We start from the raw sequence: 14,636 nt of genomic DNA on the forward strand, positions 1-14,636 counted from the left end.
GCACCCTTACCCTCAGGTTATCGGGTGGCCGCCGTCTTCTCGACAGCCTCTGCCCTCGGTTAACGAGGAATGGCCCCCTGCCGAAGCAGGAGGCCATTCGAGGAGTCACTCTCGGTTAGTTGTACGTACCGGGGGTGAAGTCATCCGACGAGAAGCTGTCGAAGTCGACGAAGCTCAGGTCACCCTCGGTGAACGACGCATCATCAGTGAAGATGCGGTTCGGGTAACGCTCAGCCTTGGCTTCATCCGTTGCCTCGACGTTGACGTCGCGGTAGCGGGGAAGACCGGTGCCGGCCGGGATCAACTTACCGATGATCACGTTCTCCTTGAGGCCCATCAGCGGGTCGCTCTTGCCTTCCATGGCCGCCTGGGTCAGAACCCGGGTGGTCTCCTGGAAGGAAGCCGCCGACAGCCAGGACTCGGTTGCCAGCGAAGCCTTGGTGATACCCATGACTTCCTGACGAGCCGAAGCCGTCTTCTTGCCCTCGGTGAGCGCGGTGCGGTTGAGTTCGTTGTACTTCAACCGGTCAACGAGCTCGCCCGGCAGCAGGCCGGTGTCGCCGTGCTCCACAACAGTCACCTTGCGAAGCATCTGACGAACGATGACCTCGATGTGCTTGTCGTGAATCGGCACGCCCTGCGAACGGTAGACATCCTGCACGCCACCGACGAGGTGCTTCTGCACCGCGCGAACACCCTTGACTCGAAGAACTTCCTTCGGGTCGACGGCGCCGATGATGATCTGCGTGCCGAGCTCCACGTGCTGGCCATCCTCAACGAGGAGGGTTGCACGCTTCAGGACCGGGTAGGCGATGGCTTCGTCACCGTTGTCGGGGGTCAGGATCACCTTGCGGCTACGGTCCGTGTCCTCGATGGTGATGCGGCCGGCGACGTCCACGATCGGCGATGCACCCTTGGGGGTACGCGCCTCGAAGAGCTCCTGCACCCGGGGCAGACCCTGGGTGATGTCGTCTGCGGATGCGGAACCACCGGTGTGGAAGGTACGCATGGTCAGCTGCGTGCCGGGCTCACCGATCGACTGTGCGGCGATGATGCCGACGGCCTCTCCGATGTCCACGAGCAGGCCGGTAGCGAGCGAACGACCGTAGCAGACCGCACACACACCGACAGCAGACTCGCAGGTGAGCACCGAGCGCACCTTGATGTTCTCGACGCCGGCCGCAACCAGCTTCTCGATCATCACGTCACCGACGTCGGAACCGGCGTCAGCGACGACCTCGCCCTTGCCGTTGATGGCCGGGGTGGCCAGGCTGCGAGCGTAGACCGCGTTCTCCACGTTGGGGTGACGCGTGAGAACTCCCGCGGCATCCTTCGTGGCGATCGGCAGTTCGAGACCCTTGGTCGTGCCGCAGTCGTCTTCGCGGATGATGACATCCTGCGAGACGTCGACGAGACGACGCGTGAGGTACCCGGAGTCTGCGGTACGCAGAGCGGTGTCGGCCAGACCCTTACGAGCACCGTGAGTAGCAATGAAGTACTCGGCGACGGACAGGCCTTCGCGGTAGCTCGAGATAATCGGGCGAGGGATGATCTCACCCTTCGGGTTGTTAACCAGACCACGCATACCGGCGATGTTTCGCACCTGCAGCCAGTTACCACGAGCACCAGAGGTGACCATCCGGTTGATCGTGTTGTCAGCCGGGAAGTTCGCCTGCATGGCCGTGGCGACGTCTTCGGTCGCCTTGGTCCAGATCTGGATGAGCTCCTGACGACGCTCGAGGTCGGTCGTGAGACCCTTCTCGAACTGCGTCTGAACCTTCGCGGCCATCTTCTCGTACGTGCCGACGATCTCCTTCTTGTTCGGAGGCGTCAGGATGTCGCTGAGCGCGACGGTCACACCGGAACGGGTGGCCCAGTAGAAGCCGGCGTCCTTGATGCGGTCGAGCGTTGCCGCTACTTCCACCTTCGGGTACCGCTCTGCGAGGTCGTTCACGATGGCCGAGAGGGTGCCCTTGTCGGCAACCTTCTCGAAGTACGGGTAGTCAGCCGGCAGCGCCTCGTTGAAGATGGCGCGGCCCAGCGTGGTGTTCACCAGTACGGTTCCGACGGCCTGACCGTCGACCAGCTCGACACCATCGGGCTGAGTGCCCTCGGTGAAGAACAGGTCGCTGATGCGGATGCGCACCTTGGCGTTGAGGTCGAGCGACTTCTGGTCGTGGGCCAGGATGGCCTCCGAGACAGAGGTGAACGCGCGGCCCTCGCCGGTGACGCCTTCCTTGAGCGTGGTCAGGTGGTGCAGACCGATGATCATGTCCTGGGTGGGCAGGGTCACCGGGCGGCCGTCAGACGGCTTCAGGATGTTGTTCGAGGCGAGCATCAGGATGCGCGCTTCGGCCTGGGCCTCCATCGACAGCGGCAGGTGCACAGCCATCTGGTCACCGTCGAAGTCGGCGTTGAACGCCGCACAGACGAGGGGGTGCAGCTGGATGGCCTTACCCTCCACGAGCTGAGGTTCGAAGGCCTGGATACCGAGGCGGTGCAGCGTGGGTGCACGGTTCAGCAGAACCGGGCGCTCACGGATGATCTCCTCGAGCACGTCCCAAACCTGCGGACGGCTGCGCTCGACCATGCGCTTGGCGGCCTTGATGTTCTGAGCGTGGCTCAGGTCGATCAGGCGCTTGATCACGAACGGCTTGAAGAGCTCCAGAGCCATCTGCTTGGGCAGACCACACTGGTGCAGCTTCAGCTGCGGGCCGACGATGATGACGGAACGACCGGAGTAGTCCACGCGCTTACCGAGCAGGTTCTGACGGAACCGACCCTGCTTACCCTTGAGCATGTCGCTCAGGGACTTGAGGGCGCGGTTGCCGGTACCCGTGACGGGGCGACCACGACGACCGTTGTCGAAGAGCGCGTCAACGGCCTCCTGCAGCATCCGCTTCTCGTTGTTCACGATGATCTCGGGAGCACCGAGGTCAAGCAGACGACGCAGACGGTTGTTGCGGTTGATCACACGACGGTAGAGGTCGTTGAGGTCAGACGTCGCGAAACGGCCACCGTCGAGCTGCACCATCGGGCGCAGTTCCGGCGGGATGACCGGCACGACGTCGAGCACCATCGCGGCCGGCGAGTTGCCGGTCATGATGAAGGCGTTGACGACGCGCAGACGCTTGATGGCGCGGATCTTCTTCTGACCCTTGCCCTCGGCGATCTGCAGGTGCAGGTTTTCGCTCTCGGTGACCAGGTCGAACGCCTCGAGGCGCTTCTTGATGGCCTCGGCGCCCATGTAGGCCTCGAAGTACATGCCGAAGCGGTCCTGGAGCTCGTGGAAGACGGAGTCTTCCGGCTTCAGGTCGCCGACCTTGAGGGTGCGGAAGTCTTCCCAGACACGCTCGAGGTGAGCGATCTGCTCGTCGAGGGCCTTGCGGACCTGCGACATCTCCTTCTCGGCGGCGTCCTTGGTGCGCTTCTTCTGGTCGCTCTTGGCGCCTTCGGCCTCCAGTGCTGCGAGGTCGGTTTCGAGGCGCTGCAGGCGGTCGGCGATGCGGGAGTCGCGGCTGCCTTCGAGGGTCTTGATCTCGAGGCGCAGTTCGTTCTCCAGCCCAGGCATGTCCTGGTGGCGACCGTCTTCGTCGACCTCGATGACCATGTAGGCAGCGAAGTAGATGACCTTTTCGAGGTCCTTCGGAGCCATGTCGAGCAGGTAACCGAGACGCGAGGGCACACCCTTGAAGTACCAGATGTGGGTGACCGGGGCGGCGAGTTCGATGTGGCCCATGCGCTCACGGCGCACCGACGACTTCGTGACCTCTACGCCACAGCGCTCACAGACGATGCCTTTGAAGCGCACTCGCTTGTACTTGCCGCACGAGCACTCCCAGTCGCGGGACGGTCCGAAGATCTGCTCTCCGAAGAGGCCGTCCTTTTCCGGCTTGAGCGTGCGGTAGTTGATGGTTTCGGGCTTCTTGACCTCACCGTGCGACCAACGACGGATGTCGTCTGCGGTGGCCAGGCCAATGCGAAGCTCGTCAAATGTTGTTACGTCGAGCAATTTCTCTCCTTGGAAAGTTTTCGAGTATTCGTCAGTGGCCAGGCTTAGATGTCGTCAATGGATGACGACTCAAACCGGGTGGAAATGTTGATGCCCAGCTCCTCCGCTGCGCGGAAGACCTCGTCATCCGTGTCGCGCAGGCTGACTGCGGTTCCATCGGCCGAGAGCACCTCGACGTTCAGGCACAGCGACTGCATTTCCTTGATCAGAACCTTGAAGCTCTCGGGGATACCGGGTTCCTGGATGTTCTCGCCCTTGACGATGGCTTCGTACACCTTGACGCGGCCGAGGATGTCGTCCGACTTGATGGTCAGGAGTTCCTGCAGGGCGTAAGCGGCTCCATATGCTTCGAGCGCCCACACCTCCATCTCACCGAAACGCTGTCCACCGAACTGCGCCTTACCACCCAGCGGCTGCTGCGTGATCATGGAGTACGGGCCCGTCGAACGTGCGTGGATCTTGTCATCGACGAGGTGGTGCAGCTTCAGGATGTACATGTAACCGACCGCGATGGGCATCGGGTACGGCTCACCGGAGCGGCCATCGAACAGCTGCGTCTTTCCGGTGGAGTCGATCAGGCGGTCACCGTCACGAGTCGGGGTCGTCGAGTCGAGGAGCCCTGCGATTTCCTCCTCGAGCGCGCCGTCGAACACCGGGGTCGCGACCTTGGTGTTCGGGGCGGCGCTGTGCGCCTGCTCGGGCAGACGGCCGGCCCACTTGGGCTTGCCCTCGACCTGCCAGCCCTGCTTGGCGATCCAGCCGAGGTGGGTCTCCAGCACCTGACCGAAGTTCATTCGACCGGGGATACCGAGCGGGTTGAGGATGATGTCGACGGGGGTTCCGTCGGCGAGGAACGGCATGTCCTCGACCGGCAGGATCTTCGAGATGACACCCTTGTTGCCGTGACGACCGGCGAGCTTGTCACCCTCGGTGATCTTGCGCTTCTGGGCGATGAAGACGACCACACGCTGGTTGACGCCCGAGCCGAGCTCGTCGTCGCCATCCTGCGAGTCGAAGACCTTGACACCGATGATGGTGCCGCGCTCACCGTGGGGAACCTTGAGGGACGTGTCGCGAACTTCGCGGCTCTTCTCGTTGAAGATCGCGCGCAGCAGGCGCTCCTCGGCACTGAGCTCGGTCTCGCCCTTCGGCGTGACCTTGCCCACGAGGATGTCGCCGGGGCGAACCTCGGCGCCGATGCGGATGATGCCACGCTCGTCCAGGTCTGCGAGCAGGTCCGGGGAGACGTTGGGCAGGTCGCGAGTGATCTCTTCCTTGCCCAGCTTGGTGTCGCGCGCATCCACTTCGTACTCTTCGATGTGAATCGAGGAGAGAACGTCGTCCTTCACCAGGTTCTGGCTCAGGATGATGGCGTCCTCGAAGTTGTGACCCTCCCATGACATGAATGCCACGAGGAGGTTCTTTCCGAGTGCGAGCTCGCCCTGGTCGGTAGCGGGACCATCGGCGATGACCTCGCCGGCCTCGATACGGTCGCCGGCGTTGACGATGACGCGGTGGTTGTAGCTGGTGCCCTGGTTGGAGCGGCTGAACTTGCGCAGGTAGTAGTCCTGCGTTCCGCCCTCGTCGAGCTGGATGGTGACGACGTCAGCCGAGACCTCCATGACCACACCGGACTTCTGCGCGGTGAGCACGTCGCCGGCGTCGATGGCCGCGAAGCCCTCCATACCGGTTCCGACCAGCGGGCTGTCGCTGAGCAGCAGCGGCACAGCCTGACGCTGCATGTTGGCACCCATGAGTGCGCGGTTAGCATCGTCGTGCTCGAGGAAGGGGATGAGCGAGGTCGCGACGGAGACCATCTGGCGCGGCGAGACATCCATGTAGCCGATGTCTTCGGCGGGGAAGAGGTCAACCTCTCCACCCTTCTTACGCGACAGAACACGGGCCTCGGCGAACCGGGCACCCTTGGTCAGCGGGGCGTTGGCCTGCGCGACGATGTGCTCGTCTTCCTCACTCGCGGTGAGGTAGTCGATCGTCGTGGAGACGACACCGTCGATGACACGACGGTACGGGGTCTCGATGAAACCGAAGGCGTTGATCCGCGCGAACGAGGCGAGCGAACCGATCAGGCCGATGTTCGGGCCTTCCGGGGTTTCAATCGGGCACATGCGGCCGTAGTGCGACGGGTGAACGTCTCGCACCTCGACACCTGCGCGGTCACGGGACAGACCACCCGGGCCCAGCGCGGACAGGCGACGCTTGTGCGTCAGTCCGGCGAGCGGGTTGTTCTGGTCCATGAACTGCGACAGCTGGGAGGTACCGAAGAACTCCTTGATCGCGGCGACGACGGGGCGCACGTTGATCAGGGTCTGCGGGGTGATCGCTTCGATGTCCTGCGTGGTCATGCGCTCGCGAACGACGCGCTCCATGCGGGACAGGCCGGTGCGCACCTGGTTCTGGATGAGCTCGCCGACGGCGCGGATACGACGGTTACCGAAGTGGTCGATGTCGTCGGTGTCGATGCGGATGTCGGTCTCGACGCCGTCACGGGTGCCGCGGATCGTGGTCTGGTTGTCGTGCAGCGCAACCAGGTACTTGATCGTGGCCAGGATGTCCTGGAGCGTGAGAACGGAGTCGGTGAGCGGCGCCTCGAGGCCCAGCTTGCGGTTGATCTTGTAACGACCAACCTTGGCCAGGTCGTAGCGCTTGGAGTTGAAGAAGAAGTTGTCCAGCAGCGCACGCGCGGCCTCGGCAGCGACCTGTTCGCCCGGGCGCAGCTTGCGGTAGATGTCCTTGAGGGCTTCTTCCTTGGTGAGGATGTTGTCCTTCTCGAGGGTGAGCTCGATGGACGCGAAGCCCTTGAACTCCTCGAGGATCTCTTCGGAGGTGAGTCCGAGGGCCTTGAGGAACACCGTGACGGACTGCTTGCGCTTGCGGTCGATGCGAACGCCGACCTGGTCGCGCTTGTCGATCTCGAATTCAAGCCAGGCACCACGGCTCGGGATGACGCGGGCGGAGTAGATGTCCTTGTCGGAGGTCTTCTCCTGCTCACGGTTGAAGTACACACCCGGGGAGCGCACGAGCTGCGACACGACGACACGCTCGGTGCCGTTGATCACGAAGGTGCCCTTGGGGGTCATCAGCGGGAAGTCGCCCATGAACACGGTCTGGGTCTTGATCTCACCGGTGAGGTGGTTCATGAACTCAGCGTTCACGTACAGCGGTGCGGAGTAGGTCTTACCCTTTTCCTTGCACTCGTCGATGGTGTACTTCTCCGGCTCGAGCTCCGGGTTGGTGAAGGACAGCTGCATCGTCTCGCTGAGGTCCTCGATCGGAGAGATCTCCTCGAAGATCTCGTCGAGGCCCGTGCGGGCGTTCAGGTCGTTGCGACCGGCAGCCTGCGCCTCGGCGAGGCGTGCTTTCCAGATGTCATTTCCGACCAGCCAGTCAAAGCTCTCGGTCTGCAAAGCCAGCAGATCGGGAACCGTGAGGTTGTCAGAAATCTTTGCGAACGAAAGACGGCTAGCAGCTCGTCCGTTCTTGGGTGAATTGGTGGTTGCGTTGCGCGCAGCAGCCAAGGAAGTAACCTCCGTGGACCCCGTCAGGTCTAATCACTGTTAGTAATTTGGGATGGACTCCGCAGATCCTGGGCGGGAATGTCCATCCTTCATGTGAGGACATCCGGCTCAGAAATGTGCTGCAAGGTGGCTTGAGCACGCAAAGCCGACCGCAATATGAAGGCAGAGTTAAATCTGGGAGCGCAAAGGTCAACTATATGCCTTGGATACGCTCGTGTCTACTGGAATGTTGACCTTCGTCAAATTCTCAGGTATAACCCGGTTTCGGCGTGTGCGCGCTGCGTGGCGGGGCTGGTGCTCGAGTGGGTCCATTCTGCCGCATCGCGGGGCGTGCTCGTGCGCATTTGGGGTGCGCGTGTCTGGGGGATGTTGACTGCCCTGGTGAAGCCCGCGGACGGGCCCCAGGTGACTTCTCGCGGAAGAAACATCCGCCGAAAGGACAGTTGCGGCCCGTGTGAGACGCGCGGACGGGCCCCAACTGACTTCTCGCGGAGGAAGCATCCGCCGAAAGGACAGTTGCGGCCCGTGTGGGACGCGCGGACTGGCCTTAAGTGACTTCTCGCGGAGGAAGCATCCGCCGGGATGGACGCGCGGGGCTGTCAGACTGGGGGGATGAGCAGGGGCGAGCACGAGCATCCGACGATCACGCTGAAATTGAGCGGGCACCAGGCCGTGATCGAGCCCGATCGGTTCACACCGGGCAGCTACCAGCTGGTGGTGGACGGCACGCCGCAGTCGCACGTGAACATCGACAATCCCGACGAGCTGTTCTTCGAGTACATCCAGCGCATCGGGCACGTCATCGACCTGATCCGCGACCCGGGCGAGGCCATCACGGCCGTGCACCTGGGCGCCGGCGCGCTCACTCTCCCCCGCTATGTGGAGGCGACCCGGCCGGGATCGCGCCAGCAGGTGGTGGAGATCGAGAGCGACCTGATTGATTTTGTGCGTGCCGAGCTGCCCTGGGACAAGCGCGCCAATCTGCGGGTGCGGCACGGCGACGCCCGCGAGGTGCTCGGCAAGCTGCCCGCCGGGCTGCACGGCTCGGTGGATCTGCTGGTCGTGGACATTTTCTCCGGCGCGCGCACCCCGGCGCACGTGACCAGCCGCGAGTTCTACGAACTGGCCGCTCCGCTGCTGTCGCCGCGCGGTGTGCTCGCGGTGAACGTGGCGGATGGGCCGGGACTGGCGTTCGCCCGCGCTCAGGCTGCGACGCTGTCGGCGGTGTTCGGGCACGTGATCGGCCTGGCCGAGACGCAGGTGCTCAAGGGGCGCCGGTTCGGCAACATCGTCTTCGTGGCCGCGCACACGCCGCTCGACCTGCACTGGGTGCCGCGGTTGCTGGCCGGCGGGCCGCATCCGGCCAAGGTGGTCGAGGGCGCAGAGCTGACCCAGTTCATGTCGGCCGCGTCGGTGTCGACGGATGCGACGGCCACGCCGTCGCCGCTGCCCGGCCGCACCGTTTTTCAGATCGGCAACTGAGCCGGGGGTGCTCGCGGGCGGTGTCGCCCGCGGGGCGGCTCTAGCGGGCGAGGCGGATGGTGTCGCCCAGGGCGGCTTCGCCCTCCGCATCGAGCCGGAAGTACTGCAGCTCGAACTCGTCGGGGGTGGCCTCGATCAGGCTCGCCCCGGTGCCGTCGAGGCAGAGCCGGCTGCCCTCGCGCAGTTCGGCGGGGCACTCGCGGGCGTTGGCCGTGCCGCCGAGGCCGGCGGTGAGGTAGTGCAGGCCGTCGACGACGACGTCCTCGTAGATGTGCTGATGGCCGGCGATGACGATATCGGCGCCCCAGCCGGAGTAGTCCCAGCCGGCGCTGGGCCGCATCTGGCGGTTGTCGTCATGCCAGCCGGAGGTGTACGCGGGGCGGTGGAACAACACGACGTTCCAGGCATCCGGTCGGTCGGCGCGCTGCTCGGTGAGGGCTTCTCGCAGCCAGACGCGTTGGGTCTCCAGCTCCTCCGGGGTGGTCTCGCTGTCGAGCACGAACAGCGTGACGTCGCCGACGTTCTGGCGGTACCAGCGCTGCTGCGCATCGGCGGCCGTGCTGAGGTAGGGGAAGGCGGCGCGGTAGGCGTCGAGGCCGGCGCCCGCATCGGTGTAGTCGTGGTTGCCGAGTGTGGGCCAGAGCGGCGGCCCGTCGCCGTCTTGCTCGAAGTAGCCCCAGACCGATTCGGCATACGGCGCGCAGTCGGCTGCGTCCTGGGTGTTGTCCCCGGCGGTCACGATGGCGTCCACGTTCCAGGAGTCCACCTGATCCGCAGCCCACTGTTCGCCGGCGTCGCACGTACCGAAGTCGGAGATCAACGCCAATCGGGTCGGCGGCGGCGCGGGCGGCTCGGCGCTGGCGGAGGATCCAGGGTCGGAGTTCGCCGGCGGCACCGGCACGCATCCGGCCAGAACGAGAGCCGCGGCCGCGGCGGCAACCGCGCCCGCCATCAAGCGGCGGGCGCGGCGGCCGGGCGGCACTGTCGTCATCCGAACCCGCCTAGGGCAGTGCCGGCAGCGTCGGCGAACCCTTGGCCAGCAGGCGAACCTGCACCGCCTCGACCCGCTTCGCCTGTCCCGTCGTGCCCGCTGTCGCAGAATTGCTCACCCAGGACTGCCAGCCGATGTTCTGCACGTGAACGCGGTAGGAGATGTCGTATTGAGATGCCAACGCACCGGTCAGGCGGAACTGGATTGCCTCCATGCGCAGGCTCAGCCCCGTGGTGCCCACGCGGGACGCCGTGTGCCAGCCCATCCAGCCGAGGTTCTCCACGTGCACGGTGGCCTCGATGTTCGCGATCGCGGTGGATCCCGGCGTCTCCAGGATGAACGCTTCCGTGCGCAGGGCCTGACCGATGGTGCCGGCCACTTGGCCGGTGTTGACCTTCCGCTGCCAGCCGATGTTCTGCACGTGGGCCTGGAAGCGCAGCATCGGTGTCGCGCCCTGCTCCCTGATCAGGATCTTCGCGCGCGTGCTGACCCAGTCGCGGAGGTAGCCGACCTCGCCGGCGTAGGTGGGGTGATAGTCCTTGCCTGCGGAGGTCAGCAGCGTCTTGGTGCCCAGAATCGGCCAGACGGCGAAGTTCTGAGCGGCGGATGCCTTGATCTCGTTCTCCCACCGGCTGATCTTGGCCGGCATCAGCCCGACCTCGTGGGAGATGCCCGCCTGCCAGAGCTGGTTGGCCCGCTGCACGAACTCCGTGGAACGGAACAGGTCGAAGAAGAAACCGTTGCCACTCTGCTGCAGCAGCTGCGCGTTCTTCGCGTAGTCGGCCTTCGGATCCGAGCCGAGGTGACGAGCCTTGTCGAAGTTGCCGAGCGCGGTGTCGAAGTCCCAGACCGGGCCGGCGAACAGCTTGCCCGGGCCGTTCTTGTAGAAGTAGACGCTGGACTGGGTGATCTCGGGGTTGGCGGTGAGTTCGAAGACGTAATAGAACTTGACGAACGAGTCCACGTCGATCAGGGCACTCAGGGCCGCCCAGTCCACCTGCGGCGCGGCCAGGATCGCATCCACTCTGTTCAGGGTGTTCTTGACATCGTTCCAGCCGGCCAGGGTGTCTGCGGGCAGCGCCCCCTCGTCGGGGTCGGGAACGCCGGACGTCGCCTCCTTCAGCACGAACAGTGACCGGCTGGAGTTGGTGCGGAAGTTGTAGGGCTCGGCCGCGCCGTAGCTGTTGTCGAGCTCGACCAGCACGCCCTGCGGGTGAGCGAGGTCGACCCGGTTCTCCTTGACCTCGGTCTTCTCGCTGATCAGGTAGTTACCGAGGTACTTGCCGTTGACCCTGAGGTCGACCCACTTGGACTCCGGCGAGTAGGCCAGGCCGATGGCCGTGGCCAGCTCGAAGGCGACCTTGTTGCGCATCAGGGAGGCGTCGGCGGCGTTCGCGAGCAGGATCCAGGTCTTCGACGGTGCCATGCCCAGCACCGCGGTGCTCTGATCGAACTTGATCTGGTACGGCTTCTTGGCCAGCTTCCAGGTGTGGTTGCCGCGCCCCTTGATCTCACCGAGAGCCGGGGTGGTGATGTTGTGCGCACCGGCGGGGTCCTCGAGGGTCATCGTGGTGGCGACCTTGTTGTCTTTGGAGGCGTGCACGTAGCTCAGCGTGTTGCGGGACGCATCCGGGTCGGCGAGGGTGATGTTCAGGGTCGGCAGGTTCGGCGTCTGGGGTGCCGCGGTGGCGGGTGGCCCGGCGACGCTGATGAGGGTGACGGTGAGACCGAGGGTGAGGGTGAGGACCATCACCCGCCGGGCGAGACCCTCGCGAGTCATGGTGCGCATAACTGAGCCCTTTCGTTGGTCCCACGGATGCGGGACAGGAAGCAGGCACCGAGTCGGCGGTGACATCGGAGCCCGTCTGGCCTGCACACCATACGCCCAACCTGAGAACTTCTCAGATACAACCGAGAACTTTTTTCCGGGGCGGAAACCTCACGGCACGCCCCGTCGGCGGGCCGGCTGGGCGCGCGGCCGGGTTAGTCTGGAGGGGAACCCGACCTCCCCCGCGGCACCCCTCGGCCGCCCTGTCAAGGACATCATCCTGACCATCATCACTGGCTACGACGCCGTTACCCTCAGGGAAAAAGTCGACCTCCCCGCCGCTGCCGAGCGCCTCGACGACCTCGGCAAGCTCCGCAGCCTCTCGGCCCTGAACGAGAAGGTCACACTGTTGCGCCTGCTCGACCGGCTCGATGAGGCCTTCGAGATCGCCAACCAGGCATTGCGCCAGGCCCGGTTCACCGGCGACCGGCAGGATTTCGTGCTCTGCCGCATCCGTCGTGCGCAGGTGATGCAGTTTCAGGGCAAGCTCGAGGAGGCCGCCGCCGAGCTGACCCAGTGTGTGCTCGAAGCGGAGCCCCACGAGTGGACCCTCACCGCCGCGTTCGCCCGGGAGACCCGCGGGAAGGTCTACTTCGACCAGAAGGACCTGGAGAACGCACTCGAGGACTTCACCGCCGCGGTGTTCCTGCGCGACAAGGCCGGCGCATCCCCGGATGACCTGGAGAGCGCGCTGATCGCGGTGGCCGTGGTCGAGTCGTTCATCGGCGAGCGCCGCCTGCCCCGCTGAGTCGCTGCGGCGGGGTGCTGCCGGCTGTTCGCGGGCGTGTTGCCGGCTCTGCGCGGGGCATAACTCCTGCTGCATTTTCCAAAACGGGCAAATTCAGGCTGTTTCAGACAGTTTCGTGGCATTCTGCAGGAGTTATGCATCGAAGACGGGGTTGGGCCGGCGTGGTCGCCGCGGGCGTGGTCGCGCTGCTGTGCGCCTGCTCGACGGGCGCGCCCCGGCCGACCGTGAGTAGCTCCACCCCGGCGCAGGCGCCCTCCGCCTCGCCGACCTCGCCTGCCTCGCCGACGGATGCCTCGCCCGCCCCGACGGAGCCGGCGCCCGTCGCCCCGCCGGTTGCGGTGCAACCGCTCGGCGAGCCCGTGGTGATCGCGGCCGGGTTGGAGGCCCCGTGGTCGATCCTGCGACTGCCGAACGGCGCCACGCTGATCAGCGAGCGGGACACGGCGCGCATCCGCGAGCTGTTGCCGGACGGCGGCCTGCGCGACGCCGGCACCGTCGCCGGGGTGGTGCCCAACGGTGAGGGCGGGTTGCTCGGCCTGGCCTACCTGCCTCTGGCCGACGCCGGCAGCGGGGCCGACGAGGAGCCGGAGCCGACCCCGGACGGCGCCCCCGACCCGGCGGCGGCCACGACCATCGACAGCGGCTGGGTGTACGCGTACTTCACCGGCGCCTCCGACAACCGCATTGTGCGGATGCCGCTGACCGGCGCCGCTGGCAGCGTCGGCCTGGGCGCGGCGGAGGACGTGCTCACCGGCATCCCGGCGGCCGGCAACCACAACGGCGGTCGACTCGGGGTGGGGCCGGACGGGATGCTCTACGCCACCGCCGGCGACGCGGGCGACAGCGCCAACGCGCAGGACCTCGGCTCGCTGGCCGGGAAGATCCTGCGGATGACGCCCACCGGTGACGTGCCGGCCGATAACCCGTTCGGCACCCTGGTCTACTCCTACGGGCACCGCAACCCGCAGGGCATCGCCTGGGATTCGACCGGGCGGCTGTGGGCCAGCGAATTCGGCCAGAACACCTGGGACGAACTGAACCAGATCACTCCCGGCGGCAACTACGGCTGGCCCGAGGTGGAGGGCGACGGCGGCTCGGGGGCGTTCATCGACCCGGTGCAGCAGTGGTCCACCGACGAGGCCAGCCCGAGCGGCCTGGCGATCGTGGGCGACACCCTGTTTCTGGCGACTCTGCGCGGCGAACGGCTGTGGCGCGTCGATCCCTCCACAGGCACGGTGGACGACTGGTTTGTCAACAGCTTCGGTCGGCTGCGCGATGTGGTGTCCGGCCCCGATGGCACACTGTGGTTTGTGAGCAATAACACGGATGGCCGCGGCAGCCCCGCCCCCGGCGATGACCGTCTCTACCAGGTGCAGGTGGGTCCCTGATGGCCGACCTGGTGCGCGTGCGCCGCTGGGCCGACGCGCTCATCGCGCTGCACCTCGACCCGAGTTGGTCCTTCGACTTCGACAACGCCAAGAAGCGCGCGGGGCTGTGCAACTTCACCCTGAAGAAGATCACCGTGTCGCGGTACCTGGCCGCCCGGTACGGTGACGATGAGATCCACCAGATTCTGCTGCACGAGGTGGCGCACGCGCTGGCCGGCGCCCGGGCCGGGCACGGTCCGGTCTGGCGCGGCGTGGCTGCCGGCCTGGGCTACGACGGCAAGCGCACCCACGACGGCGAAATCGCCGACGACCTCGCCCCCTGGGTGGGCCGCTGCGCCGCCGGCCACACCCACTACCGCTACCGCCAGCCCACCCGTCCGCTGGCCTGCGGCCTGTGCGGACGCGGCTTCACCGCCGCCCACGTGATCACCTGGACCCGGCGCGAGATCACCGCCGCGGCCCGCCGCCGGGCCGCCGCCGCCGCGCGCTGAGCCGGACGCGCTGACGGCTGCATCGTGCGCACGGGCATCCGGCCCCGGCTTGCGCCTCGGCCGCGCGGAACTGTGGCCAAAGCGGCTAGTTGTACTGGGTCATGACGTTGGTGACACTCGGCTGATGGGTATTGCTCCGATGCCGGTGTGGATGCGTTCA

The 14,636-nt window shown here is 65.8% G+C and carries 8 protein-coding genes; 4 read left to right on the forward strand and 4 right to left on the reverse strand.

Annotated elements, in window-relative coordinates:
* Nucleotides 1-115 precede the first annotated feature (115 nt).
* Together K2F54_RS17675 and rpoB are read right to left on the reverse strand one after the other, a co-directional pair.
* The gene (locus K2F54_RS17675) at nucleotides 116-4,012 is read right to left on the reverse strand and encodes a DNA-directed RNA polymerase subunit beta' (RefSeq protein WP_220607175.1); all 3,897 of its coding nucleotides are present in this window, start codon (nucleotides 4,010-4,012) and stop codon (nucleotides 116-118) included.
* 44 nt (nucleotides 4,013-4,056) lie between these two features.
* A complete protein-coding gene (gene rpoB, locus K2F54_RS17680) occupies nucleotides 4,057-7,548 on the reverse strand; it encodes a DNA-directed RNA polymerase subunit beta (protein ID WP_220607176.1) in 3,492 nt (1,163 codons plus the stop codon).
* A 612-nt stretch (nucleotides 7,549-8,160) separates the two neighbouring features.
* Between rpoB and K2F54_RS17685 the strand changes: the two genes are divergently transcribed.
* Nucleotides 8,161-9,030, forward strand: coding sequence for a spermidine synthase (locus K2F54_RS17685; protein WP_220607177.1), 870 nt, complete (start codon nucleotides 8,161-8,163; stop codon nucleotides 9,028-9,030).
* A 40-nt stretch (nucleotides 9,031-9,070) separates the two neighbouring features.
* Here K2F54_RS17685 and K2F54_RS17690 read toward each other — a convergent pair whose 3' ends face one another.
* A complete protein-coding gene (locus tag K2F54_RS17690) occupies nucleotides 9,071-10,021 on the reverse strand; it encodes a metallophosphoesterase family protein (protein ID WP_220607178.1) in 951 nt (316 codons plus the stop codon).
* A 10-nt stretch (nucleotides 10,022-10,031) separates the two neighbouring features.
* On the reverse strand, nucleotides 10,032-11,810 hold the full coding sequence (locus tag K2F54_RS17695) for a CotH kinase family protein (RefSeq protein ID WP_220607179.1): 1,779 nt from the start codon (nucleotides 11,808-11,810) through the stop codon (nucleotides 10,032-10,034).
* Here K2F54_RS17695 and K2F54_RS17700 point away from each other — a divergent pair.
* The 3 genes from K2F54_RS17700 (at nucleotide 11,800) to K2F54_RS17710 (ending at nucleotide 14,476) form a co-directional block, all read left to right on the forward strand.
* Complete coding sequence (locus K2F54_RS17700; RefSeq protein WP_255577273.1) at nucleotides 11,800-12,597, forward strand: tetratricopeptide repeat protein; 798 nt, start codon at nucleotides 11,800-11,802, stop codon at nucleotides 12,595-12,597. The genes K2F54_RS17695 and K2F54_RS17700 overlap by 11 nt on opposite strands.
* Nucleotides 12,598-12,731: 134 nt before the next feature.
* Nucleotides 12,732-13,985, forward strand: a complete 1,254-nt coding sequence (locus K2F54_RS17705; protein ID WP_220607180.1) for a PQQ-dependent sugar dehydrogenase — start codon at nucleotides 12,732-12,734, stop codon at nucleotides 13,983-13,985.
* Complete coding sequence (locus K2F54_RS17710) at nucleotides 13,985-14,476, forward strand: SprT-like domain-containing protein (RefSeq protein WP_220607181.1); 492 nt, start codon at nucleotides 13,985-13,987, stop codon at nucleotides 14,474-14,476. The genes K2F54_RS17705 and K2F54_RS17710 overlap by 1 nt, the downstream gene beginning before the upstream one ends.
* The last annotated feature ends 160 nt before the right edge of the window (nucleotides 14,477-14,636 follow it).

Source organism: Cryobacterium inferilacus, assembly GCF_019599185.1.
GTDB lineage: Bacteria > Actinomycetota > Actinomycetes > Actinomycetales > Microbacteriaceae > Cryobacterium > Cryobacterium inferilacus.